The 26,331-nt window shown below is 38.3% G+C and carries 23 protein-coding genes; 10 read left to right on the top strand and 13 right to left on the bottom strand.

The window, feature by feature from the left end; translation table 11 throughout:
* The first annotated feature begins 474 nt into the window (after positions 1 to 474).
* On the top strand, positions 475 to 1,014 hold the full coding sequence (locus tag AB3K24_RS00700) for a YagU family protein (protein WP_367973231.1): 540 nt from the start codon (positions 475 to 477) through the stop codon (positions 1,012 to 1,014).
* A gap of 346 nt (positions 1,015 to 1,360) precedes the next feature.
* On the opposite strand, the gene AB3K24_RS00695 is transcribed toward AB3K24_RS00700, so the two are convergent.
* The 3 genes from AB3K24_RS00695 to licT form a co-directional block, all read right to left on the bottom strand.
* The gene (locus AB3K24_RS00695) at positions 1,361 to 2,815 is read right to left on the bottom strand and encodes a glycoside hydrolase family 1 protein (protein WP_367973229.1); all 1,455 of its coding nucleotides are present in this window, start codon (positions 2,813 to 2,815) and stop codon (positions 1,361 to 1,363) included.
* Entirely contained in the window at positions 2,808 to 4,697 is a 1,890-nt protein-coding gene (locus AB3K24_RS00690) for a beta-glucoside-specific PTS transporter subunit IIABC (RefSeq protein ID WP_367973227.1), read from the bottom strand. The genes AB3K24_RS00695 and AB3K24_RS00690 overlap by 8 nt, the downstream gene beginning before the upstream one ends.
* Positions 4,698 to 4,802: 105 nt before the next feature.
* Positions 4,803 to 5,660 carry a BglG family transcription antiterminator LicT gene (gene licT, locus AB3K24_RS00685; RefSeq protein ID WP_367973225.1) on the bottom strand — a complete coding sequence of 286 codons (858 nt, stop codon included), beginning with the start codon at positions 5,658 to 5,660 and terminating at the stop codon, positions 4,803 to 4,805.
* A gap of 286 nt (positions 5,661 to 5,946) precedes the next feature.
* On the opposite strand from licT, the gene AB3K24_RS00680 reads away from it, so the two are divergent.
* Positions 5,947 to 6,867 carry an alpha/beta hydrolase fold domain-containing protein gene (locus AB3K24_RS00680; RefSeq protein WP_367973223.1) on the top strand — a complete coding sequence of 307 codons (921 nt, stop codon included), beginning with the start codon at positions 5,947 to 5,949 and terminating at the stop codon, positions 6,865 to 6,867.
* Positions 6,868 to 6,893: 26 nt separating this feature from the next.
* On the opposite strand, the gene AB3K24_RS00675 is transcribed toward AB3K24_RS00680, so the two are convergent.
* From AB3K24_RS00675 to AB3K24_RS00660, 4 genes are all read right to left on the bottom strand, one after another.
* Positions 6,894 to 7,697, bottom strand: coding sequence for an HAD-IIB family hydrolase (locus AB3K24_RS00675; RefSeq protein WP_367973221.1), 804 nt, complete (start codon positions 7,695 to 7,697; stop codon positions 6,894 to 6,896).
* 91 nt (positions 7,698 to 7,788) lie between these two features.
* The gene (locus tag AB3K24_RS00670; protein WP_367973219.1) at positions 7,789 to 9,645 is read right to left on the bottom strand and encodes an FAD/NAD(P)-binding protein; all 1,857 of its coding nucleotides are present in this window, start codon (positions 9,643 to 9,645) and stop codon (positions 7,789 to 7,791) included.
* Positions 9,646 to 9,697: 52 nt separating this feature from the next.
* Positions 9,698 to 10,465, bottom strand: a complete 768-nt coding sequence (locus AB3K24_RS00665) for a LytR/AlgR family response regulator transcription factor (protein ID WP_367973217.1) — start codon at positions 10,463 to 10,465, stop codon at positions 9,698 to 9,700.
* Between the two features lie 4 nt (positions 10,466 to 10,469).
* Entirely contained in the window at positions 10,470 to 11,774 is a 1,305-nt protein-coding gene (locus tag AB3K24_RS00660) for a GHKL domain-containing protein (RefSeq protein ID WP_367973215.1), read from the bottom strand.
* Between the two features lie 250 nt (positions 11,775 to 12,024).
* Between AB3K24_RS00660 and AB3K24_RS00655 the strand changes: the two genes are divergently transcribed.
* Positions 12,025 to 13,482, top strand: coding sequence for a glutamate--cysteine ligase (locus AB3K24_RS00655; protein WP_367973213.1), 1,458 nt, complete (start codon positions 12,025 to 12,027; stop codon positions 13,480 to 13,482).
* Positions 13,483 to 13,550: 68 nt separating this feature from the next.
* Here AB3K24_RS00655 and AB3K24_RS00650 read toward each other — a convergent pair whose 3' ends face one another.
* Positions 13,551 to 14,378, bottom strand: a complete 828-nt coding sequence (locus AB3K24_RS00650; protein WP_367973211.1) for a CHAP domain-containing protein — start codon at positions 14,376 to 14,378, stop codon at positions 13,551 to 13,553.
* A gap of 160 nt (positions 14,379 to 14,538) precedes the next feature.
* Here AB3K24_RS00650 and AB3K24_RS00645 point away from each other — a divergent pair, with 160 nt between their 5' ends.
* The 3 genes from AB3K24_RS00645 to AB3K24_RS00635 are packed head-to-tail and all read left to right on the top strand — an operon-like array spanning position 14,539 to position 17,136.
* Entirely contained in the window at positions 14,539 to 15,243 is a 705-nt protein-coding gene (locus AB3K24_RS00645; RefSeq protein ID WP_367973209.1) for an SDR family NAD(P)-dependent oxidoreductase, read from the top strand.
* Between the two features lie 41 nt (positions 15,244 to 15,284).
* On the top strand, positions 15,285 to 16,244 hold the full coding sequence (locus tag AB3K24_RS00640) for a D-2-hydroxyacid dehydrogenase (protein WP_367973207.1): 960 nt from the start codon (positions 15,285 to 15,287) through the stop codon (positions 16,242 to 16,244).
* Positions 16,231 to 17,136 (top strand): hypothetical protein, encoded by a 906-nt coding sequence (locus AB3K24_RS00635; protein ID WP_367973205.1) that lies wholly within the window; start codon positions 16,231 to 16,233, stop codon positions 17,134 to 17,136. Before AB3K24_RS00640 ends, AB3K24_RS00635 begins: the two co-directional genes overlap by 14 nt.
* A 175-nt stretch (positions 17,137 to 17,311) precedes the next feature.
* On the opposite strand, the gene AB3K24_RS00630 is transcribed toward AB3K24_RS00635, so the two are convergent.
* A complete protein-coding gene (locus AB3K24_RS00630; protein ID WP_367973203.1) occupies positions 17,312 to 19,093 on the bottom strand; it encodes a hypothetical protein in 1,782 nt (593 codons plus the stop codon).
* Between the two features lie 171 nt (positions 19,094 to 19,264).
* Between AB3K24_RS00630 and AB3K24_RS00625 the strand changes: the two genes are divergently transcribed.
* Together AB3K24_RS00625 and AB3K24_RS00620 are read left to right on the top strand one after the other, a co-directional pair.
* Positions 19,265 to 20,134 carry a glycerate dehydrogenase gene (locus AB3K24_RS00625; protein ID WP_367973201.1) on the top strand — a complete coding sequence of 290 codons (870 nt, stop codon included), beginning with the start codon at positions 19,265 to 19,267 and terminating at the stop codon, positions 20,132 to 20,134.
* A 48-nt stretch (positions 20,135 to 20,182) separates the two neighbouring features.
* The gene (locus AB3K24_RS00620) at positions 20,183 to 20,317 is read left to right on the top strand and encodes a hypothetical protein (RefSeq protein ID WP_367973199.1); all 135 of its coding nucleotides are present in this window, start codon (positions 20,183 to 20,185) and stop codon (positions 20,315 to 20,317) included.
* Between the two features lie 103 nt (positions 20,318 to 20,420).
* Here AB3K24_RS00620 and AB3K24_RS00615 read toward each other — a convergent pair whose 3' ends face one another.
* Positions 20,421 to 21,230, bottom strand: coding sequence for an SDR family NAD(P)-dependent oxidoreductase (locus tag AB3K24_RS00615; RefSeq protein WP_367973197.1), 810 nt, complete (start codon positions 21,228 to 21,230; stop codon positions 20,421 to 20,423).
* A gap of 20 nt (positions 21,231 to 21,250) precedes the next feature.
* Entirely contained in the window at positions 21,251 to 22,024 is a 774-nt protein-coding gene (locus tag AB3K24_RS00610) for a Cof-type HAD-IIB family hydrolase (RefSeq protein WP_367973195.1), read from the bottom strand.
* A 190-nt stretch (positions 22,025 to 22,214) separates the two neighbouring features.
* Here AB3K24_RS00610 and AB3K24_RS00605 point away from each other — a divergent pair, with 190 nt between their 5' ends.
* Positions 22,215 to 22,874 carry an NAD(P)-binding oxidoreductase gene (locus AB3K24_RS00605; protein ID WP_367973194.1) on the top strand — a complete coding sequence of 220 codons (660 nt, stop codon included), beginning with the start codon at positions 22,215 to 22,217 and terminating at the stop codon, positions 22,872 to 22,874.
* Positions 22,875 to 22,979: 105 nt separating this feature from the next.
* On the opposite strand, the gene AB3K24_RS00600 is transcribed toward AB3K24_RS00605, so the two are convergent.
* Positions 22,980 to 24,356 carry an FAD-dependent oxidoreductase gene (locus tag AB3K24_RS00600; RefSeq protein ID WP_367973192.1) on the bottom strand — a complete coding sequence of 459 codons (1,377 nt, stop codon included), beginning with the start codon at positions 24,354 to 24,356 and terminating at the stop codon, positions 22,980 to 22,982.
* Positions 24,357 to 24,778: 422 nt separating this feature from the next.
* Entirely contained in the window at positions 24,779 to 25,726 is a 948-nt protein-coding gene (locus tag AB3K24_RS00595) for a quinone oxidoreductase family protein (protein ID WP_367973190.1), read from the bottom strand.
* A gap of 97 nt (positions 25,727 to 25,823) precedes the next feature.
* On the opposite strand from AB3K24_RS00595, the gene AB3K24_RS00590 reads away from it, so the two are divergent.
* A complete protein-coding gene (locus tag AB3K24_RS00590) occupies positions 25,824 to 26,309 on the top strand; it encodes a MarR family winged helix-turn-helix transcriptional regulator (protein WP_367973188.1) in 486 nt (161 codons plus the stop codon).
* Positions 26,310 to 26,331: the final 22 nt, after the last annotated feature.

The raw sequence follows: 26,331 nt of genomic DNA, 5'->3' as shown, positions 1-26,331 counted from the left end.
TTTTTGAAAAATGTAAACAAAAAGGCATGAAAATTCGACTGAATTCCCACGCCTGCGATAATTGAACTGCCTTGATAGCAGCCTGCCCATTTTGGTCATGTTTTACCCAAAAAGTTCACGCTTAACAAGCAGTACAACATCGGAAACGTGTTGTACTGCAGCAATTAAGTTGAACTGTCGTATATTTGGGTATCATAACAAACTCCTGCTGATTAATTAACTTTAATATACGTTATATTTCTCAAACTGTCAACCAATAAATAAATTAAACACCACTGTTATTACTTTAATAACATAGCAAATAACTGAAATGATTTTCCGAATAACAAGCGCTGTTCTATTAATTAATCAAATAATATTAATTTACTATAAAACATAAAAATATGTTTGACAATTCACATACAAACGTTTAAACTTACTATTTGTAATAGAAAATATATTACATATCATTGTTTCGTTTGAAAGGGAGAAATTATGTTTACATTACAAAAACCACAAGCTGGTTTGAAAGAAATTATTATCAAAAGTGTTTGGTTTGGTTTCATAGCTGGTATGATTTCTGGTATGGTCAAGATTGGCTGGGAGAATATTTTTCCACCTCGCACGATTGCTCGTAACTTAATCAATCCGCCACAGCATATGGCTATGCAAATTGGCATTCCTAAGAAATTAGTTGAGTCATTTGTTTATTATTCACAAGATCAAAAAGTATTCTGGTTTACACTGATTCTTCATTTTTCATTTGCAATTGCATTTTCAATACTATATGTTTTTATCTCACAATACTGGTCAAAAATTAGTTTGTGGCAAGGCGCAGCCTATGGTATTGTACTTTGGATAGTTTGGCATGTTATCTTGATGCCCGCATTCGGTACGGTCCCAGCGCCTTGGAACCAACCATTTGCAGAACACTTCTCAGAATTCTTTGGGCATATCGTATGGGCGTGGGCAATTGCTGCCACAGTTTATTATTTGATTGCTAAAGATAAAAAAGGCCATTTAACAAATGTATAACGCAAAAAAGAATCCGTACGCGGATTCTTTTTTTATATGACAAATCAACTATTAACGCACTATTTTATATGATAAAAAATAGTCTACTCTTTCACAATAGCTACCAGAATAATCCCGCAACACATTGTTTTTAGTATCATCACATATTGCACACGCTCTCGGACGCACACGCCACATGCTAACACTTTAAGAGTAAACTACTTTGGATTGAACGAAACTGACTTCGCTCGCCATTGAAGATGGCTTAAACAAGCTTAATTATTTTTAGCGCTCCGCCGAATCTACATTTATATTATAGCTTATTTCCCCCATCGTTGCAAACGCTTACAGCACTAATCATGTCAAATTATAATTGCTCACCATTTGTTTTAATGACTTGCTGATACCATCCAAATGAATCCTTTTTAATCCTTTTGCGTGTGCCCTCACCATCATCATCTTGATCGACATAGATAAAGCCATAACGCTTAGACATTTCTGATGTCGAAAAACTAATCAAATCAATCGGTCCCCACATCGTATATCCTAAAAGATCAACCCCATCCTTAATGGCTTCCTTCATTTGTTCAATATGTTGCCGCAAATAATCAATACGATAGTGATCATGTACTTGCCCATCTTCGAGTTTATCAACAGCACCTAACCCATTTTCTACAATAAACAATGGCTTACGGTAGCGGTCCCACATGACATTTAAAGTAATACGTAAGCCAATAGGATCAATCTGCCATCCCCAGTCTGATTCTTTCAAGTAAGGATTGCGGCCGCCAATGACCATGTTTCCAGCACCACCGCCCACTTGATCATGTGCGGTCACATTAGTCATATAGTAACTGAAACTAATAAAATCAACTGGATTTTCAAGTAAAATAGCTTGGTCGTTTTCTTTCATTTGAATAACAATGTCATTTTCATGAAAGAATCGATTCATATATTCAGGATACTCACCACGTGCCTGTACATCGGTGAAAAACAAATTTTTTTCATCCTCTAATTGCGCTGCACGGACATCCTTTGGATTCGAAGTCGCTGGATATGTTTGCATACGTGCTAGCATTGACCCGATTTTGGCAGTTGGATCAATTTCACGTAATTGTTTTGTCGCAATAGCACTGGCTACAAATTGATGATGTAAGGCTTGATAACGAATTTGCAATTGTTCTTTTTCAGTCAATCCCTTATCAATGGCACCCGTTTCATGAAATCCCCAAGTACCCGTATTGATCTCATTAAACGTTAACCAGTAGGGCACTTGACCTTTGTAGCGATTAAATACTGTGGTCGTAAACCGATTAAATGCAGCAATGGTTTCACGCCCCGCCCAACCATTATATTTTTGCGTCAGAGCAATTGGCATTTCATAATGTGACAAAGTCACTAAAGGTTTGATATCATATTTAGCCAATTCTGCCAAAACATAATCATAAAATACTAAGCCAGCTTCATTAGGGACTTGATCTTCACCCTTTGGAAAAATTCTTGACCAAGCAATAGAGAACCGATAAACTTTAAAGCCCATTTCAGCAAAAAGTGCAATGTCTTCTTTATAATGGTGATAAAAATCAATGCCCCGACGTTTAGGATAGCGTGCAACTGTCGTATCAGCCAATGCGACTTGCAATGTTTCTTGTGTCACATCACTCATAGACATTTGTCGCCGATCATCGGCTTTTTGTACCACTTCAGCTGTGCTCATACCTTTACCATCAAGGTCCCAAGCGCCTTCAACTTGATTAGCTGCCGTAGCACCACCCCACAAAAAATCTTTGGGAAATGATTTTGGATATGTTGCTTTATACATGTTGTACTTCTCCTTTATATTCTGTTTGACTGTCATCTTGCCGACTAGTTAAATTGAGCACCCAACCATCCGCGTGTGCTAATGTGTTTTCAGTCACAACGACATTATAATTTGGTGTATTCGTAATAATTAACATCACTGTTGTATCAAATCCTGCTGCACGAATGGCTTCACGATCAAATTCAACGAGTGGCTCACCAACTGAAACTTTTTGATTTTGTTGGACCAGTGTTTTGAAAAATTGACCGTTTAATTCAACTGTATCAATACCAATATGAATCAACACCTCAGCACCGGATTGTGAAATCAAGCCAATTGCATGTCCTGTAGGATACACCGCACTCACTGTACCAGTAACAGGCGCTTTAATGATGTTGTCATTTGGCACAATTGCAACACCTTGTCCCATGGCTTCAGAAGCAAATACGTCATCTTTGACATTTTTCAACGGAATAATCGTTCCGGTTACTGGTGCGATAACTTGTTGCACACCATTTTTTTGAACGGGTTTAACCGTCGCTGTATTATCATTTCCTCCTTTGCTAAAGCCAAAAAGATATGTCAGTACTGTACCAAGAACAAAGGCAACCACTAGCCCTAGAATAACACTTATGAAGCCGCCACCCAAATACGTTGGCAAAGCTAAAAGACTAGGTAAAGTAAACGAACTAGCATGTGCTTGACCACCACCAGCAATGGCGCCGCCAATAGCACCGGCAATTGAGGCCATAATAAATGGTCGCTTAAGTTTCAAAGTCACACCGTAAATTGTTGGCTCCGTAATGCCTAACAAAGCTGTTACGACTGAAGAGCCGGCTAATGATTTCATTTTAGTATCTTTTGCCTTCAAGAACACACCTAGTGCCGCCCCAGCTTGTGCAATAACTGCGACACTTAATATTGGCAAAAGTGGATCATATCCTAATCGACTAATATTGTTCATCATAACTGGTACAAACGTCCAATGCACCCCGAATATAACAAACACTTCCCAGAAAGCACCGAGTAATGCGCCAGCAAAAGCAGGTGCAAAATTATAAATGGCTGATACACCAGAAGATAGCATTGCCCCAATACTTGCACCAAGTGGGCCGACCACGATAAGCGTCAATGGCGCCATGATGATCAGTAAGAATAATGGTGTGACAATATTTCGAATAGACTCCGGAAATATTTTATCCAATAAGGGTTCAATCACGGACATAACCCATACTGCCAACAATATTGGAATAACACTTGACGTGTAAGTTGTCGGAATCACTGGTATATTAAAGAAGTTAATTGTTTGTGAACTACTAGTAATGGCAACTAAAGTTGGATAAACCAATGTCGTCGCTAAAGCGACAGCGACAAACTGATTGACCTTTAATTTTTTTGCTGCCGTAAATGCTAATAGTATCGGTAAGAAATAGAAGAAGCCATCACCTGCCGCATACCAAATTTGATACGCGCCACTTTTAGTCGTTAATAAACCTAATGCAACAAATAATGCTAAGAGACCTTTTAATATACCAGCACCAGCCATGGCACCCAAGAAAGGCGTAAAGACACTGGATATAAAACCAATGAATTTATTCACAACATTATCTTTCGTTTCAGTTGCTGAACCAGCGCTCTGACTGTCAGTATTTTCTAAACCAGCCATTTCTGCCAAAGGATCAAATACCTTAGCAACAGCATTGCCAATAACGACTTGATATTGACCGGCAGACTTCACAACTGTGACGACACCATCTAAATTTTCGATTTTTTGTGTGTCAGCTAATGTTTCGTCCTTCAGCTTGAAACGTAAACGCGTTGCGCAATGCCAAGCTGTGTTAATATTATCTTTGCCACCCACATCATTTAAGATATTTTCAGCTAGTACTTTATAATCTACCATATTCTTCTCCTTTTAATAAGAAAACCCAAGTTCATGATAGCAAACGCTTAAAAGCGCTTGTTATCATGAACTTGGGTTTTGCCTAATCAAATAGTTACAATCCCGTCAACTTTGTTGACTCATTTCATTAATAATTCTTTGAATATGAATCGTGACATAAACTTGTTCATTCAAAGAAACATCTTTATTTAAGGTACTTTTGATAAACTGAGTTATTTTTTGCGTACAGTTAAAGGCTTGCGGATATTTTTTAAAAACATGCGCATATAACACATCATCCGTCTCTTCTGTCGCGTTCACTTTTTTACTATCGGTCATGCGCTCAACGAAAAATCGTAAGTGCACTAGAAGCCGTTGATAACTCATGGACTCTGCATCAAGATGCGTCTGTAATTGATACTGCACGATCGTTAAAATATCGCCCAGTAATTTCGTCATTTTCATACCCTTGTCCGTGAGATATTGCGATGACGCACGATTTTCAACAAGTTTTAAGGCAATGAAGCCAGCTTCATCTTCTGCTAACTGTACACCAAACATCGTATCAATCAGTTGCAGCGCTTCTTTACCTACCCTATATTCCGTTGGATAAAAATGCTGTATTTCCCATAATAATTCATTACGGATAACGATTTTATCTGTCATTCTCTGAATCGCAAAATGAATATGATCAGTAATTGCGATTAACAAGTAAGCATTAAATTTTGTATTTAAATTTTTTTCAGCTACTTTTATAATTTGGGAGGCCACTTCAAAATATTGCGGTGAAATGTCGTTAATTAATTCATCGAACAGCGCCAACCAACGATCCTCTGTCGGTGTGTACATTTTATCAACTGCTGATTCATCGATGACTTGCCCAACTTTTTTTTGAAAGCCTAATCCTTTACCAATTAAAACCACTTCATGACCATTATTATCTGCCAGCAGAACATTATTATTAAAAATCTTTTTTACATGCATCGCCTCCCGAACCTCCCGATTTTTAGCAACCGTTATAAGACAAAAACCTGACAATGATCGCATCGCCCGCAAAAAGCTTGCAACAAATCAACGTCAGGTTTTGCCCGTTCACACGGTAACAATCCTTCATGATATTAGTATACAACAAAATGTAAGCGGTTTCAACTCTGTTGTGATTATTAGCTGATTATTTTTATTTATAGCTACTTTTATCCCCATGCTAGTTTATATCTGACGCCATTTTTTGTATAATGAATTTAATGATATGATGTTTGGAGGCATTAATATGTTATTCAAAGACAAGTTAGACACTTTTTTACCGGCCACTATACCGATGTTCGCAGACAAATTATTTCTTGATATTACTTACGCATCTCATCCACGACAACGTCTAGATATTTACTTACCAGCAGGTAAGGGGCCTTTCCCAGTCATCTTAGATATATATGGTGGTGGCTTGTTACGTGGTAAAAAATCATCATTTAAATTAAATCCAAGCTTGCGATTTTTAGAAAATAATTTTGCTGTTATTAGCGTTGATTATTGTCTTAATGCACAGTTTAATAGCCAATTTCCTAACCAAATCAGTGATCTGCGAGCCGCTTTAGATTATTTATCAGCAAACACAGATAAATATCAACTTGATATGGATCAAGTCACATTAATTGGCGAATCCAGTGGTGCACAATTAGCAGTCTTAGCGGCAGCGACGTTTTCGGCACAGCAAACGTTAGGTGCAACTGCTAATTTGTCATCCAATGCAAACTTTCCAAAAATAAACAGTGTCATTGCGCTATATGGTCCTTATCAAGTGGATAAATTCAAAACACAATTTCAAACACTAGCTATCAAACCTAAATTTGATGAAACAGGTACTGCACAATCATTTGAAGGCATTATGTTACATGATCAGGCACCTGAAAGTGTCCCTGATTTAGTTGCCGAGGCTAACCCTGCAACTTATTTTACAAAAAACATGCCACCACTGATGTTGATTGCCGGAAAAAAAGATCCAGTGGTGCCTTATCTTCAAAGTGTGCAACTGGCTAACGCTTATCGTATGATTGTTGGTCCAAATATTAAAACGCAATGGGTACTTGATGGTGTCCATGGACCCAAAGACTATAACAACGATGCGATTCACGATCAAAAATTAGCCTTTATTAAACATGATCAAAAAATCGCAGCATCCAGTCCCGCAACATAATGAAGCGGCTGGATACAACGATTTTTTTAGATGATACTTAATATTGTTTTTAAAACACCAGCATGATTATTATTTGCCATTACCGGCGCAAATGGTCCAACAATACTAGCACCTGGCATAACAAATGGTTGCCCAACAGCTCTCAACATTTCTAAGTCATTTTCACCATCACCAAATGCCGCAATACCGTCCATACTAATGCCGATATTGTCAGCTAAAGCTTTTAGTCCTGTCGCTTTATTCACGCCAGCCGGGACAATATCAATTGCCCCAGTACCTGTTTCGGTAATATGGACACTATCACCCAGTACCCGTTGCGCTGCATCATAAAATTGTGTTTCATCAAAATCTTGCCAATTCATTGTTACCTTGAAAATGGGCTCATTAATTTCTGCTAAGTCATCAAATAAAATAATTTTCTTAAAATAGCGACGTCGTGAATTGCGTATCATATCGGCATACGCACGCGGGACATAGGCCGTATCATCTGTTGAATAAACCAGCCCACGACTCGGTTTGACGGGAAAATCAGCTAATAGTTGCTGTACATTTTGTAATATTGGCATAGCAATTGTACGTTCGTAAATCAATCGACCATCAGAGTTCATCACACGCGCGCCATTATTAGTCACGTAAGCCATTTTTTCATCTAAAAAATCTGCCAACAAAACATTAATGCGCTCTTGGTGTACCCCAGTCGCAATAGCCAATTGAATATTTTTATTTTTAAGTGCCGCCAGTACCACACGAAATAACGCCTTATCAAATGATTTATCATCCGATAAAAACGTGCCATCTAAATCAGTTGCAATCAGCTGAATATTTGCCATGAATCGCCCTAATAGTCCTTCATTTATTTGTTATTGTTGCGTTAATCAAGAAAAATTGCAGTTTATGATCGTTTAACGTGAGACTTAACAACTAGATTTGTGACAAAATACGCTTCGCAATCCAAGCACCTTCACGTAAAATGACGGTGTTAACACCTGGTCTTGGAATAACTGTTCCAAACCACTTCAAGCCTTCTAACGTGATGCCATAAAGATATAAATGTGGAATAGTTCTCCCTGAAGCATCAATTACTTCAAAAGTTTGGCGGTCAACGTTCGCTGCACCTAATTTATAAGTTGCGCCATTCTCACGTGTCCGTATAGGTTGCACAAATGTACCATTATCTCGTAAAGCAGCAATCAATGGATTACTAGATATCGCTAAATCAGTTGCCCCTAATCGTGCCTCAATCATTGCGTTACCCTGAAACTCCTGTCCACGGATATCATGTGCCACAAATTTCCCAGCCACTGTTGTCACCTTAATGTCTGCTGCAGTTATTTCAAAAATACCAGCTTCAATTAATGCTTTCAGTTGTTCTACTCTTTCTAAAGGCGGACCAACTGACACACGTATCTCTAGGGGCTTAAAATGTGTCATAAATTTTTCATAATCGTCTGCTGAAAAATAATCTTGCGCAATGACATCACGCACCAAATCGCGAAGGTCTCTCAAAATATCAAACGTGCCTGCATATGGTGCACTTTTATTACCCAATCTAGCATCTTTAACATTCGCTGATAAATACTGTAAAAACCAAGCTTGATAATCTACATTATCAGGTAAATCACGCGCCGGATTACGTATTAACACAATATCAAAATCAGGGAACTTGTCCAACCCAAATTGTTTCGCTGTTTCGTTTAAATTATCCCCTGTTGCTAGCGCTTTTTTTAATTCTTCAGCTTGATCAGCGGTTAGTTGACTGTCTTTTGACGCCAGACGATTTAACCAATATTTGTATGTTAATTCTTTAACAACTAACTTTTCAAAACTGTCATAAGTGATATGTCCATTCCCTAAGGCTCGTAATTCATTGAGCGCCGATGATGTAAAGAATAATGGCTGGTATAGCTCACCTGTTAATTTTTCATTTACACCACGCGCATGTAGTGGAAAGCCACCGCGCGACCCTGCTATAACATGTGGTTCATGACCTGACGGATGATACACCAATTCTCCGGTATTATCGCGGCTGAATATGCCGCCTTTACCGAGTGACAATGCGGCAACGTAATCAAAAAAGCTCAATCCCAAACCACGCATAATCACCCTATCATGTTCATCAAAATCAGATAAATCAGCTTCAGATGGATGTGTCGGTGCAACATATTTCAAATGATGTCTAGCCGCATAAGTTTCAAATGCCGCTTCCTCTTCAGTCAATTGATCATCAGAATGACCAAGCGCCATGACAACATGATCCGCCAATATTTGTGCCCCATCAGCTAATTCTAGTTGAAATATTGTCCCAATTTTCACGACATTTTTTACCGCTTGCTGAGTAAAATTAAGTGTCTGATGATGCCGTACACGTCGTGTTAACCAGTCGAAGAACCAAGCTGAATACACGCCCATCATACCACGTGAGGCAAAATCACCTGATTTAGTTAACTGCGTAGCTTCGTGTTTATAATGTGCATCAAACTCGGAGTGATTGGCTAAAAACGTCTGTGCATCTTGTGCCAGCCACTGCATCATTGTTGGCCCGGGATAAGGCGTTCCACCATTTTCAATCGACTCATCAGTGAACAAGGTAATTTGGCCAATGACCGTGTTCATTAAAAAGTACTTATTTTGAAGAATAGACGGATCCCATACCCGGCCACCAATCGCATATGGGTCATAAATTTGAACGTCGAGCTGTGTGTCGTCGTCCGCTAAATTAATTAGGCGCTCAGCAACGGCTAATCCACGCGGACCAGCGCCAATAATTGCAACTTGCATATCTATTTTCTCCAAAGCGCATCACATCGAACGCCTTTATTCTATATTTAAACTAGTATTTATTATAATGGTTTTTGCTGGTGTTTTCAAAAATTAGTGTATTAACATTGCATGACACTTCAAATAGCCGTCGCATGGGTTTGATATATTTTCTGGCGCAAGGTAGCGTCACACCATTGTTTAATTGGACGGTATTTTTTTTGGCATCAAATACCATGACTTTATCTTTGTTGATAACATATGCTGCATGAATTTGCATCAAATTTGGGTGTAGTTTCGGTAACGACTTAACAGTCGCACGAATTTGTACGTTCTTTTGTTCGCAATAAATAGTTAACTGATGACTCGTTGATTCACTACAGGTTGCATAAACAATGTCGTTCAAATTAATATTTTCAGTTTTTTTACCATTTGGCAATGCTATAAAATCTGATTCAACGCCACTTTGTATGCGGATTTGTTGCTCGGCTTCGCTCACAGCAGACTGTACCCGTTTTGCGAACAATAATTCTGGTTGTGTTTTATTAATAAAGTCTAAAATGCCAATATGGTATTTTAGACCTTGCTCAAGCATTTCTGAATGTGTCGTGACAATAATTATTGGCGACGTCGCATCAAATTGTCGAATCATTTTTGCCACAGTGAGCCCGGCATTGGCTACTGTATGAATTTCTAAGTCCAATAATATCACTTTGTCTGTCAAATCTTCTTTTAAAGCGACTAAAAAATCAGCCGGCTGTTCAAACACGCGACAGTTTTCAACAATGTGTTGTATACGTTGTTGTTGTATAAAATTGTCTTCTAACAAGTAGTAATTCATGACATTATGCCTCAATTAGTAGCTTTTGTAAAAAATAATCTGGTTGCGTAATCGTCGTTAATACAACATTGTCACGTTGCGCAATGTATTGTTTAACATAGCTCAAGCCAAATCCACTGTGGCCTACTTTAGATGAGTAGCCGGTTTTAGATAGTGTCGTTAAGTCTAATAAACTAGAACAACTATTAACAATGACTATTTCTTCACAATCAGTTAGCAACACCGAAACAGTTTTTTTAACTGTTTTCTCGGCTGCTTCGATTGCGTTATCTAGCAAAATACCAATAACACGATAAAAATCAAGATCATTTTCAATCGCTGTCACTTTAAATAATTGATTCATTTCCACAGTAAATAAAACTGACTTTTCAAGTGCCACTTGGTGTTTAACTAAAATAAGACTTCTTAAATTCACGTCATCTATGCGATTTAAGTTTAATATTTGAGGTTCTGGTAATGTTTCATTGCTTTTCTTAATGACTGAATAGTATGTACTTTTGATATCACTGATATTTTCGGCCTGAATACCATACTCGAGACTGGCTAATATGTTTTGATAATCATGTTTAAAAAATCGAAATTCTGAATATTTCATTTCAAGTTGTTGCGTATAATTTTGACTAGCCGTTAATTCAGCATCGTGCTGATCGATTTTTGCCATTAATAATTCATGTTGATTATTTATCACCGGTATAATAATTATTGCTAGGGTGGTGCTTAATAAGAAAAAATCCCACCAAATTGAGCCCGCAAACTGTTGCACTGCAAATAAGTAAGCTAATAAATCATTCATTATTCTTAAAAACAGGCTACCAATCAGTAGTAATTGCAACTGTCCTATATGTTGTTCTAAGAATTTTTCAGTCAGCCATTCATATCTCAATCGCCTAAACACCAGTGCAAAGATGACCGCCAATATATTAGCTAAAAAATCTAGGCTAGTTTGCACAAAAAAAGGCACACTAACCAAAGATGTCATCGTCATTTCAAGGTTTACAACCCAATAACTTAATAAGGAACTGACAATCACATAAAGTAGCAGCACACGTTTACTGCCGATAACACGTTGACGCCAACCAATATAAAATAGCACCGCAATAGACAATGTTGATGCCAAACTTGCCCGCAGTAATGGTGACTCAAAACCATTACCAATCATGTTGATGATGTACAAACTCATACTCGCTGTCAGGACAGTCATTTTCGACAAATGACGGTGCCCAGATAAGGTGCTGAACCAGATTAACATCACAACACTTTCAAATATTGGCCACGTTATGGCGTTAAAACCATTTAAAAAATGAAACATGATTCAGTCTCCATTGCTATTCATTGATAATTTACGCAAAAGTTCGTTCTAATTCAAAAAATTAGAGCGAACTTTTTAGCGAAACGTTTAACATATTTATTAATAACAATAATAAAGTAAATAAGATATTAAAGCAACTACTAATTCACATACTTATATGATTAATTACAAAATTCCACAGAACACATTTTGCCCTTTGCAGCTAAAAATAAGGTAAACTGTAAGAAATATAACTCTGTGAGGGAACCACATGTCACACTTACATCACAAAACAATTGCGCACAACTTAAACAATGCTTTATATACTGGTCGTTTTGGTATTGAGATCGAAGAGCATCGCCTTCAAACTGGTAGCAAGACATTATCTCGGCACCCGCACCCACATAACCTTGGCGACCGACGCCTTCAGCCTTACTTTCAAACCGACTTTTCCGAGAGCCTTGAAGAACTCGTAACCGCACCAAAATCGTCTTCTGCCAAAGCACTTGCACACTTACATGAATTACAGCTTATGCTCAGCGAAGAATTAGCTGATGACGAGATCATATGGCCATTGTCAATGCCACCCCATCTGACAACTGCCGACATTACTTTTTTAAATGCACATTTTGACCGCCCTTGGTATCAAGACTATCGCAATAAACTGTTAGCTCGCTATGGCAGTTTTCAGCATATTATGGCCGGTGTGCATGTGAATTTTTCGCCTGCTGATGATGTGATTACTTGGTATAGCCAACAAAATCAAATTGATTCCCGCCCAGACGCTAAAAATCACCTCTTCTTCCAAATCGCCCAACAAGTTGCTGGGTATCGTTGGTTACTAACCTACTTGTTTGGTGCGTCACCAGTCAGTGAGAATCCTGCTGATAACTTACCAAATAATCGTCATGCCATTCAACCCGTGCGCTCTTGGCGTGCAAGTGATTTTGGTTTTGCTAATCGTCCAGAAATTGCAATTGATTATACTGATTTTGAAACACAAGTCTATCAAATTCAACAACATATTGCTAACGGTGATTTTTACGATAAAAGCGAATTCTATGGTCCCGTGCGGTTGAAAGCACCTGGAGCTATGACTGATCTTGTTAAAAATGGCGCAGAATATATGGAATTTAGAATGTTTGATATTAATCCTTTCACACAGGAAGGTATTTCTCAAAACGCCCTCAGTTTCTTACATCTACTCATCATGGATGCCATTGTGAATCCAATAACGTGGGAAAAACATACCTTGAACAGCGCACGTGCGCTCAATCATGTCGTGTCATTACAACATCCAAATGAGTTGTTACCGGACATCGCAATAGAATACGCTGATGATTTATTGCTACGTCTGGACAAACTTGTACAATCAGCACCATCCTCACAAAAATCAGAATTCAAAGCCGCGCTATCCTTTGCGCGTTCTGCCGTACGGCAACCAAAGCTAACCATTGGCGCGCAACTGAGTGATTTCATTGCGCATGCCTCATTAATGACTTTTGGCTTGCAACGTGGCGCGGAAATTTTAGCAAAACGTCGCCAAAATACATGGCCCGAAAATCTACCAAATGTTCCAAAACAGTTACAAAAATCTTATGTTCAAGCACATAAACTTGGCTTTGATACCCTCATGAATGTCACAAAAGGCACGCTTAAAATCACTTATAATGGTCAGGCAAGAACATTGACCAGCGATCGTGATTTAACCCAATATATTGAAAATTAAATCAAAAAAATGCGAGACACTATAATGTCTCGCAATTTTTTATATTATCCCTCACTGGTTATGAAATTTTAGACAGGTGTTGCTTGATTCATATCTAACCAAGTTTCGTAGGCGCCAATTTTAACTTTTATCCCATTAGACGCCACATCAATTGCTAACACACGATAAGTACCGTTAACTTTAAAGTATTCTCCCACTGCCAATACTTGATTACCTGATTTTGTCCCACTAGTATTTGTTTCATCTAATGGTATAGCATCAATAAGATTCAATGTGGTTGATTTTCCACCTGATAATTTATCACTAGCGACACTGTTTTTAGCGATATTGACAACGTTCACTTGATATACGCCAGAAAAGCGGACATTGCTCCCAATAGCAATGTTTTTATTTTGTGGTGTTTGCTTTGGTGTGGTATTAGCAGTAGCAGCTTTGGCACCTACTAAATCTTTGAAGTGAATAAAACCAGACACGTCACGCTTGTTGACAGTCCGTCGATAATAATTATGGTTATAGTTGTAATTATATTCTTCAATCACGACGTTATCACCGGATACCTCAGCGACCCAAGACACATGACCTGCACCAAACCATGCGACACTGCCAACACTTGGTGTATTATCAACGCGATAACCTTTCGCTTTTGCCTGTGAACCCCACTGCCAAGCCGAACCAAAGCCGACTGGTAATTCAAAATGATTTTGTGCATGCAACCGCCACGCCACAAATGAGACACATTCTCGATTATACATTGTCCAACTATCCACCATAGAATCTGGCGAAGCATTTTTCAAGGTTGCTGGATAATCATCCCCCATTACTGCTGCACTGGCAGTATTAATTGCCAACCCACCAACGATACCTAAGGTCAGTAAACCTGTTACTATTTTTTTCATTTTCCCTACCTTTTTCTTGTGATACCACATCATACGGTAAAGTCAGAAAAAAAGCTTAAAGCCCTATACTAAACAAAAAATAGCCATTTGGTTAACTTACTTATAATAAGTAGTATAATGAAGGTGACTTACAATTCACGTCAGAAAAGAGGCTATATTCATGACAAAAACTGCTCTAGTAACCGGTGCAAACAAAGGTATTGGCTACGAAATCGCTAAAAATTTGCTACAAAAAGGCTATACTGTTTTAGTTGGTGCGCGAAATGTTGAACGTGGCGAAAAAGCTGTTTCAACGCTAAAAGCGTTTGGTGACGTTCATTTGCAGATCATTGACGTCAGTAAAATTGCTGAATTACCGCGTATTGCAAAAGAAATTATAACCAATTATCCCGATTTTTCTTTGCTAGTTAACAATGCAGGTATTCCAGGAGACATGAGTAAACCTGCTTGGGAGTTTACAGTGGCAGAATTACAAGCAACACATGTCACTGATTTTATTGGTCCTTATGAATTAAGCCGTTCGCTGTTGCCTATCCTAGAAAAAAATGAAGGACAAATCTTTAACGTGACGATACCAATTGAACCTGTCAGTTTCTTTCACCCCTTTGCCTATATGTCAGCAAAAGCACCACTTAACATATTGACAAAAACTTGGGGTATTGAGTTCAAAGCACAGCATAAGCCAGTTGAAATTTTTGCTCTGATGCCTGGTGGCGTTACAACAGACCTAAACAATCGTTTAGAAGGACCTGGTTTTAAAACGCCACAAGTAGCCGGGGAACTGGCTGTTAGCTTAATCACTGATCATATTAATCGATCTGGTCAAGTCGTCAATTTTGATGGTAAGATTGCAAATTACACTTAATTCATTTTTCGGAAATTTGAAACCCGAACGAGGGAGACGTGATGAAAATTGTACTTTTAGATGGTTACGAACTTAATAAAGATCTAGATTGGTCCGTTTTACAAGCATTGGGCGACGTGATTTTTTATGATCGAACAGCTGTTGATGATCATGCAGAAATTTTAGACAAAATAAAAAATGCTGATATTGTACTTACCCACAAAACACCGTTAGATGAAGCTGTACTTAGCAAAGCGTCTCAACTAAAATATATTGGTATTATGGGTACTGGTTATGATGTTGTGGACATTGACAGTGCCCATAAAAAAAATATCATTGTGACTAATATTCCCACATATGCTAGTGATGCGGTCGCACAATTTACTTTCTCACTTTTACTCGAAGTAACTGGACAAGTTGGCTTACACAATCAACTTGTCCACAAGGATAAGTGGTCTGAGGGCCCTGACTTCACTTTCTGGGATAAACCCTTATTTGAATTAAAAGGTAAAACCCTCGGTCTGATTGGTTACGGCCATATTGCTCAAAAAGTAGCTAAAATAGCCCACGCCTTTTCTATGTCTGTTATTTTTTATAACCATCGACCTAAGCAGGTTGATAACGACTGGGTTAAGCAAGTATCACTTGATGAGCTGTTGAAACAATCTGACGTCATCAGCCTGCATGTTATCCAAATGCCAGAAACAATTAATTTAATTAATAAAACAACAATTGATCAAATGAAAAACAGCGTTATTGTGCTCAACACAGCCAGAGGAAAATTAGTAAATGAAATCGATATGGCGGACGCACTTAATAACGATCAAGTTTACGCCTTTGCCACCGATGTTGTTCAAAAAGAACCGATTATCAGTAACAACCCGCTGTTAAAAGCTAAAAATTGTTATATTACCCCGCATATTGCTTGGGCCCCGCTTGAAACACGCGAAAGACTATTAGATATTACGGTTGAGAATTTAAAATCTTATCTGGACGACAAACCGGTTAATGTTGTTTCTTAATCGTAGTATAACTGTATTTTCATACCCTATTACTGCCTCTGAAATTAATGACATGTTAGCAGAAATTGTCGCAGGTATGCAGCGAAAAATACCTCGATCTCCCAAAATAAAGTCGCTTGGCATAAAATTACCCTCAATATTTGACTTGAATTATGAATTTCCCAAAAAATCATCATCCTTTAGGTACGATATTGAAGACATGCTCGTATTTGCTAATACCCAAAAGATTAATGTCATCATTGCCATAGATGAGGTTCAAAAACATTCAGAGGCACTACGTGATTACGTGGCAGCCTATCAACAATGGAAAATGCAAAAGCTACCAGTAGCAACATTAATGGCGGGCCTACCCAGCGCTATTAACGATATGCTCAATGATGATGTGCTGACCTTTTTTAAACGCGCTAATCAAGTCCATATTAGTGCCTTGAATGCGCAAGATATATTAATCAATTATCAACAAGTTTTCGGCGATCGTATAGACTTTCGCTTAATCAATGATATGGCTGAACACACCTTTAATTATGCATTTTTATTCCAACTCATTGGCTTCAATATTTGGTTAATGAATAAAGAAAAATACATACAAGACGATATAGACACTGCGATAGAAGTATCTAAAAGCAGACTATTTAAAGAAGTTTACGAACCAATGATAAATGATTTATCTAAAAACGATCAACTTGTAATCAAATCTTCAGTTGCAGCTATAGAAGATCATATGATTGTTTATGCCCGTTTGAAAGAATTGGCGGGGATGACTGATAATAGTATTTCCACCTACCGTATACGATTGATTAATGCCGAAATGTTTAGCGTTGCTGGGCATGGACTACTGAAATATAAACAACCGTATTTTCGAGAATTTCTAGAGAAGTATTATATGAATTAGAGTGCTATTTACCTGTGCCGCTTTGTTATTTATGTTGTTCAGCTGATATAAAAAGATATCAAGGACCCATTTCAACCTTTAACGCAAGGCCCTTATATGTCACATCATCATATTAAGAGCTATACTAATAACCTAAAAAAGACCTTTCGGAATTAACCGAAAGGTCTTAATTTTATTAATTGAACTTCTTCTTCAAGCCCAATACTGCAGCTGAAATCAAAGCCAATAATGACGCGAATATGCCAAAATTGTTAGTTTTTGAATCATTAGAAACGTCAGTTTTTGGTAAGTTATCACGATTATCAGTATTTGCTACTGATGATTGTGAAATAGTTGTGTTTACTGGTGATGACACGTTCACATGATTAGAATTTGTTGCTTGTGTCAAATTATTCACTGTAAATGCAGCCGGCACAACAGTTGCTGTTGATACCTTTCGTGTTGCTTTCTTAGCTGCCTTGGCCGCTGACTTCGCTGCGGATTTTTGCGCTGCTATGTCTGCCTGTACTTCAGCTCGTGTTTTTAATGGCACTGATGCTGTTGGAGTGGCTTCTGTTGATGGTGCTGTAGGCTTAGCTGGTGCAATCGAAGTCACTGAATTAATAGGCTTTGCTGGTGCAATAGATCCACTACCATTAACTTCGTTAGAATTTGCAATAGCATTCGCAACATCTACTGGATATACAGGAGCTAACACATGTCCTGTTGAGTCAAATTTAACATTTGGATCAATTGTCTTATCTAGAACACCAGTATTATGAATATATGAAATCACACCTTCATTATCAATCATCGCAGCGACAATATCATCTGAAATAAGAGGCTTAAATCCTGCATACTTAGCTATCAATTCAGGACCCGCAGTTGATTTTGAAAGATTCGAATAAAGAATCTTTCCAGAATACAACTCAAATTTAAATATATCAGAACCATTACGAGAATAATAACCATAACTCACTGGACCTGTTTCTGTACCAACAGCTCCACCACCATATTCAATATCTTCCGGTGATTCCATATCACCAATGTTGATTACTGGATAATATTGGTTCAAAACAGCTGCAATACCGCGAATACGATCTGTTTTACCAAATGCACTAACACCGTTTGACTTATTCACTCTTTCAGGATAGACAATAAGCCCTTTTTCGCCAACTTGTGGTAATTTTTGATTTTCCTTTTGTGTCGTATCAAATTCATTTTGGTACTGCTTTTGTAACTTATCATAAATCTTTTTAGGATCTTTCGCATCAACCTTTGCTTGTGCATCTTTTTGATCTTGAATCTTTTGTGCTGCGGCTTGTTGCATTAATAATTCTTGAGCCTGTGCTTGTTTTTGTTGTAATTCTTGTTGCGTCGCTGCCTTAGCATCTGCTTCATCGATATCTGCTTGTTGTTTAACTTCTGCATCAGCCTTATCTGCAGCTGCTTGTTGTGCTACTAATTTTTCAGCTTGTGCTTGCTTTTGTTGTAAATCTTGTTGCGCAGCTAAATCATCTTTTGCTTGTTGTTGCGCTGAGGCCTTAGCTTGATCTGCGGTTGCCTTGGCATTTGCTTCATCTGTCGCCTTTTGCTGTGCAGTTTGAGTAGCGTTAGCTGCATCAGTAACTTTTTGTTGTGCTGCTTTTTGTGCATCTAATTCTTGTTGATGTGCTTTCGAAACAATTGGATTCCCATTGTCATCTGTATCAAAGAAATCACTTACAGGACGAGTATCTTGTACAACTGGCGCTGGATTATAAGTTTCATTACCTGTATTTGAATCACTATCATTGTTTATATATTGCTCTTGTGTAATATTATATGTTTTTCCATCAATTGTTACCGTATTTTTACTATGAATAACATTCGCTGGTGCGTTCGTTGCTGCTGAAACTGTAGGAGTACTTAACCCCATAAGAACCAAACCTGCTCCTGAAATGACTGCCATTGAAACTGCTGTTTTTTTGTTGCCCATACTTCTTTTCCCCTTTTCTCTTCTTAAAATTCAAACTGGTGGCTAGGTTTTATAAGAGGCTTTTAGTAAAGCTATGATTCTTGTAATAGCTTTACTAAAAGCCTCTTATATTATATAATATAAGCTTTTTGAACCATTTCAGTAATAACTTGAACAAAAAAGGAATGACATATGAAAACTAAAACATTGTATACAACACTATCTGCTGGCGCAATTGGTGTTGTAGTCATCGCAGGTGTTACGCTTTACTCTGGATACCAAGACAATAAAAGCCAGCAGGCAAGCAGCGCTGCAACCACTAAAAAAGTCGCCAACGTGACTTCAAAAAAAGCAAAAGCAACAACAAGTAGTGCGGTCACAGAACAAGTAAGTAGTAGCAGTAGTGCGCCAAAAGAACGTGTTTTGGTAGCTAGCGGCACTGATTACCATATCGTTCTACAAACTGGTGGTGTGGGTGGTGCATTCGGTCACATCACACCAATAACGCAATTACTTGATGAAAATAGTATTTTAGACGTTGCCGCATCAGTCCCCAACTTGAACAATTCAACTTTAATTAGCATTGTGCCTAACGATAATAGCTGGAAAATCAGCTTAAAACACAATGACAAGACTTATAATTTAACGATTATTAGAGCCACCCCAAAGTACGGTATGATTACCGTTGAATCTGACGGACAAGCCGCCACACCATATCTATTCGACATTCCTGCGTCAATAGTAGACGCGGACACCAAAGCTACGCAAGACATTACCGAAGAAGAAGCCATTAAAATAGCCAATAAATATGGTCAAGCATCTGAGCCATTCACATTAAATACAACGCATGTCAACGATAAATCAGAAACAGAATTCTATCTCAACACACCACTAAGAAAAGGTACCGCTAAAGATGTCAATGATTTGAGTGGTACGCCTGATACTCGTGAATATGCCATCGTGTCACCAGTTGACCGTGGGCACGCCCATCTTAAAGTTGGTAACTGGACATCCACATCAGCATCACATGCGCCATTTTTTGATGAAGACGTCGTCAGATAGACAACCATCAAATACACACCCGTCAGAATAAAGAAAGAGGATAACATAATGAGTTACAGCGTATTAGAAGACAATAAGGTAGTGATTACTAATTTAACTTTAGAAGAAGCCGAAGCGTGTACACTCAAGCATGCTAGCTGGTTTAGTGGTCAAGAACGTTTCGAAATTAGAAAAGAAAATTAAAAAATATTATGATCTGCGCACAAAAATTGTAGCACAATCACTTTATTCATCAAAAGGCTACGCATCGTTAATATACCGATGCGTAGCCTTTTAATTTTGTCTGTTATTTAACCATACGATCGACGATTGCACGCCAAATTTTGGGATGATTACGTGCAAGATAAACCGTTAAGCGATCCGTTATTGAATTGAAATAACGTTGTTTAGGCTTCACGTCTGTTGCTGCACGATAAAAGACTTTTGCTAGATCAGCCGATGTTGCACCAGAACTAGCACGTTGAAAGAATTGACTGACTTTGCCAATTAATTTTTCGTAAGGCGAATTTGGTTTCAGATTATTTCTGGCATTAGTAAACGCAATATCAAGCCACGATGACTTAGTCAGTCCTGGTTGAACCACGATTGACCGCACGCCAAATGGTTTAATTTCAGCATCTAGCACATCACTCCACACATTCAATCCAAACTTAGTCACATGGTACCAGCCACCCAAGGGGGTGTATAGATTTCCGGCTATACTAGAAATGTTAACAATGCGTCCTGATGATTGTTGACGCATACTAGGTAGTACAAGTTGCGCTAAATCAGCTGCCCCAAATAAATTTGTTTCGAGTTGTTTTCGCGCAGTATCTAACGAAACTTCTTCAAGCGGGCCATATTCACCATATCCAGCATTATTAATCAATACATCAATGTGCCCCTGTTCGCTTAACGCACGTTCGACAAATTTGACGTTAGATTGATGATCGGTAACGTCTAATCTTGCTGTTTTGACACCACTGTTTTCTAAAGGTGCCATTTTTTCTAGACGACGCGCCCCCGCATAGACAATCCAATTGTTTGCCGCAAATATCTTTGCCGCTTCAAACCCCATCCCATTTGATGCACCAGTAATTAAAACTACTTTTACCATTAGTACCGCTCCTTTATATATTAAATAATATTAAAATGCTTTAAGCCCTCAAAAACACCCTGATCTGTGGTTGCTGTATACGCAGCAACTTTTTTTAGTTCAGGTATCGCATCTTTCATAGCAATGCCATAATCAACTATTTCAAACATTGATAAGTCATTGTTTTGATCACCAAAAGCGTAGGTTGGTACATGCGATAGATCATTCTTTGCGATCATTTTTGCAATGGCTTGTGCTTTGGAGATGCCTAATGGCAAAATATCTATTGCCAGCGGCGCATAACGAATAATATTGAGTTGTTTGTTAAACAACTCATGATATATTTGTTCTTGTGTATCATTTAAATAAACATTTAGAAAATTAGTCAGGTGGCTTTGGTAAAAAAGTGGCGCGATACGTGTATGTTCTAAATGCATGCTAGTCATGTGGTTTTGTGTCACAGTGTTCATACCAGTCACTGCGTACTCAGATTGATTAAAAAAGCCCACATTGTGCTGGTGCGCCTCAGCAACTTGTATAACTGCTTGAATCAATTCATTAGGCATTTGATAATTTTGTACAACCTGCCCTTGAGACACAATATAGCAGCCATTAGATAAAATAAAAGAGTCAACCTGTAACTGATCTAACAATGGTGCAACTTCATAGAAACTGCGACCACTCGCAATAACCGGTAACGTCCCGTCATTTTTAAATTCACGAAATAAAGGGATTAATTCTGGTGCAACCTGCATATCCTGATTCGGACACAGCGTACCATCTAAGTCAAAAAATACAATTCGCTTAATTACCATGTTAATTATCTCCTAAATAAACATACACATTGCACACGACACCTAACCACTTAATATTTTAATTATACGCCAAAAAAAGCCGTCAAATATCACGTTATTTTTTACTAATGCTGCTATCTCGTATCATTTTGCTATACATACGTATGATAACGTGTTAGCATTGAGTCAAAATCATAGGAAGAGGTTCAATATGACAGCAACTTTTTTAATCGGTGCACATGGTCAAATCGGCCAACAATTAGTACCAAAGTTAATCAACAAAGGCATCACAGTTCATGCAGGTTTAAGAGATCTGAACCAAGTAACAGATTTTTCTGAGAGCAGTTTATTGCTACCTGAATTGTTTGATTTAACGGTATTACCCGAAACAATGGCTGAACAATTTAAGGCCGCCAAAGTTGATTCAATCATTTTTTCAGCTGGTTCTGGCGGTAATACTGGTGATGATGCCACGCTGATCATTGACTTGGACAGCGCAGTCAAAGCAATGGAAGCCGCACAATTAGCGGGTATCAAACGATTTATATTAGTGAGTTCAGCAGCCAGTAATGACCGTAGCGCATGGGATAAAACAGGTATCAAACCCTACATGATCGCTAAATACTATGCCGACAAAATACTCACACAATCACCATTAGATTATACAATTTTACGCCCAGGTGCTTTGCTGAACCAACCTGCTACAGGCCATATCGCACGCGTAACGGATAAGCAAACAGACTTAGGGCAATTAGCGATCTCCCGTCAAGACGTCGCCGAGGTCATTGCAACAATCATTGATATGCCAACAACTTATCGGCGCGCCTACACATTGGGTAGCGGCTCGCAATTAATTGCTACTGCTTTTTAATCAAATGTTGCCCCCCAGTAATTTTCAATTAATATTGCACTAAAAAACGACTCTTTCTGAAATATATTTCAGAAAGAGTCGTTTTTAGCATTTATGCATCAACAATTAAAAACGTGGTTCGCCAAGTGCATGCTGTGCGGCTAAATTCAACAAACTCCACTGTCTATCAAAACCTGGTTGGAAAAAGAAATCAGCTTGCGCCAAATCTTCCAAAGAAAGTCTTTGTTGAATGGCTAGAGATAAAACATTCCCTTGGGATGTGATATCGTGCGTTGAAAGAACTGCCCCACCCAACAGACGATGCGTTTGTGGATCATAAGCTAGGCTAACATAAACATTGGGATTACCCATCTGATTAGGAACATAGTCAGGGCGCAATGTATCCTGATAAAAGGACGTTTTAATTGCCACGCCAACTTTTTTAGCGGTTGTCGTATTTAAGCCAGCAGTCGCAAAATGATAATCAAAGACGCTCAACGCTGAGGAACCAACAACACCACTAAATGCAACTGCAGGTGTCTTTTCAAATAAATGAGCAGCTATGTAGCGCGCCTCACGACGAACAACTGAAGCCAAAGCAATGGGCATTTTAGTTTGCGCTGGAATCGAGTAAACTAGAACAGCATCCCCAACGGCATAAACATCTGGTACATTAGTTCTAAGGTACTCATCTGTCTTAATCCAACCTCGCTCATCTAAATCAATTGTGCCTTTTAACCAGTCAGTATTTGGTTTGATGCCCGCCGCTTGAATCACCAAATCACTTGGATATTTGCCTTCATTCGTCTGAACTGCAACCACTTGATTATCTGTATCACCTTCGTAACGTTCAATCTGAACATCAGTGACTACCGTGACACCTTTATCAAGTAATTTTTGATTGATAAGATGCGTCATATCTGAATCCAAATAATTACCTAAAGGGCGGTCAATCATATCAATTAAGGTCACATGTTTACCAGCCTTGACACTGGCTTCAACAGCCTCAACACCGATATATCCTGCACCTACAACCGTTATATTTTTAACTGTGGGATCTTCTAATTTAGCTTTTATCTTTGTTGCCCAATCTTTACCACGCATGAGATATACATTCTCTAACTCATTTCCAGGGACCGGTAAATGATTAGGCGTGACACCTGAACTAAGAATTAGCTTGTCATAGTCGTAATTTTTGGCGTTACCTGTCGTCACATCTTTAACCGTAACGGTTTTGTTGCCTGAATTAATTGCCGTGACTTCGTGGTTATTATAAATTTCTGCCCCAAGTTTTTCAACATCTTCAGGTCGAAAATTACGTACATCTTTCACATCCGTAACACTGTTTTCGAGATAAAGTTCCATGCCACATGACATGAATGAGATAAAGTCGCCAGCTTCAAATAATTTAATATCAATGTTTTGATACTGACGCGTTAACTCCAAAATAGACTGGTGCCCACCATGTGAAGCACCAACAATAATAATTTTTGTTTTCGACACTGCTATTTCTCCTTGTTCATTCGCAATTAGCAACAGGTGGATAGTTATTATCTTTTTATATGATAGTAGCTATTCATCTTCTATTACTATTTTAGAACAATTCTAAATAAGAATCAAATATTTTATAGCCATCCAAGTTAAACGCAGTAAAAATCGATAACTTTATGGCTAGATTTTAGTTTTTTGATATGAAAAAAAGCACAGCCTCAGGGAAAAGGTTGTGCTTTTCAACTGTAAGTACGGACCACAAAATCAAGGGAGATTTTGTAACAAGTTTATTATAAGTTAAAATTATCACGTTATATTATCAGATTTTCTTAAAAAATAAATAATCTATGATAATCCCCTTGACTGGTTGTAATTTTTTGGAATTTGTTGAAGTAGAACTAGATCAGCCACACCGTCCCATTGAAACTTATTTTTTACGCATGCGGTAAAAATACTAAACGCTCACCACTTTGCTTGTCCCATACGCTTTCAATTTGAGACAGCATAACCGCACGCACATTAAATTCAAACGGGCTTTTCTGCTCTGCCTGTAAAATTTCTTCAAAAGACTTAAGAATCGCCTGCACGCCAACCGATCCTTGTCCGGAACCTATCAATTGTAGTTTGACAGCGCGAAAAGCAGCGCCAGGAATAGGTGCTGTTTGTCCTGCTGAACTGCCAATTTCAACCCATTTGAGCTCTTGTTCATCATGCAAACGATTTGGGATAATCGCCTGCATCGCATTTACTGTGACATCCCCCCATAAATAATCTAAAATAATATCAACATCTTGTCCTGCTTGCGCTAATTCTTTTTGGTAAGCCTTAACATCAGCGCCCAAGGCAATCGTCTGGGTCGCACCTAAACGTTGCAATTCAGCTAATTGCCTTGTATTTCGCCCAACTGCAACAATACTTGAAGCACCCAATCGCTTAGCAATTTGTACTGCCATAGATCCGGCATTGCCTGTCGCGCCTAATATCAACACTTTTTGCCCTTTTTCAAAATTAACGCGGTATTTTAATGCCAGCCAAGATGACAACGCTGGATTCATCATGCCAGCAATTTTTTCATCTTTTAAGTCATTTGGCACTATTACCCAATGCCCACTTGCGACCGCTACTTGTTCCGCAAAGCTCCCATTGCTGACAAAAAATACTTTGTTGCCATTCGGTAATCGGCCCACGCCATCGACACCTGGTATCATAGGCAATCTATCTTCTGCTGCATAATGTGAGCCATTAGCATCACTTCGTGCACGATTAGATAATGCCGATGCTGTGACATGAATTAATACCTCGTCTTTTTTTGGTAGTGGGTTGGCATAGTTATCTTCATATTGCGGTGCTAAACTAAAGTTTTTTACAACTGCTGCTCTCATTATGCTGCTCCTTTAATTGTTTTTTGTTTACTTGTAATGTAAAATAAGTATAGAACTTTGAAATTAAAAAGTCAATATTTATTACAGGTAAATAAAAATGGAAAAATACAAACAAATTGAACAACTGAAACATAAACTGAGAGAAACACATGAAAATAGTGATTTTGAGCGTGAATGGTTTATTAAACATGCGCCTTCGCAAACAACACGGCAATTTATTCAAAACCAAAAACATGTGACACACTCAGAATTACAAATTTTAAGTGACTTAACGCGCATTGAGGCCGCTACACCGTTTAAACAATTACAAGCTGCATCGCCTTTATCACAAGGTATGTTGTCACGCTATGTGAATCGTTTAGCGGCACAAACATTAATTGAAAAATACCACCCAATTGATAACAAAAAAGAAGTTTTCTTGCGTCCCACTAAACTCGGCTATGAATTAGGGACGTTACATCTCGCATTACATCAAACTATTCAAGCACAAGAAGAACGCATTTTAAGTCATTATAGCGATAGCGACATTGAAACTATGGTGCAGTTAGCTACGCAACTGATTGCAGCACGTCAACAGCTTTAAACGGGGCACAAGGGCCTGCCAA

The organism is Leuconostoc aquikimchii (assembly GCF_040838325.1).
Classification (GTDB): Bacteria; Bacillota; Bacilli; order Lactobacillales; family Lactobacillaceae; genus Leuconostoc; species Leuconostoc aquikimchii.
This window is presented reverse-complemented; position numbering and strand designations above follow the sequence as displayed.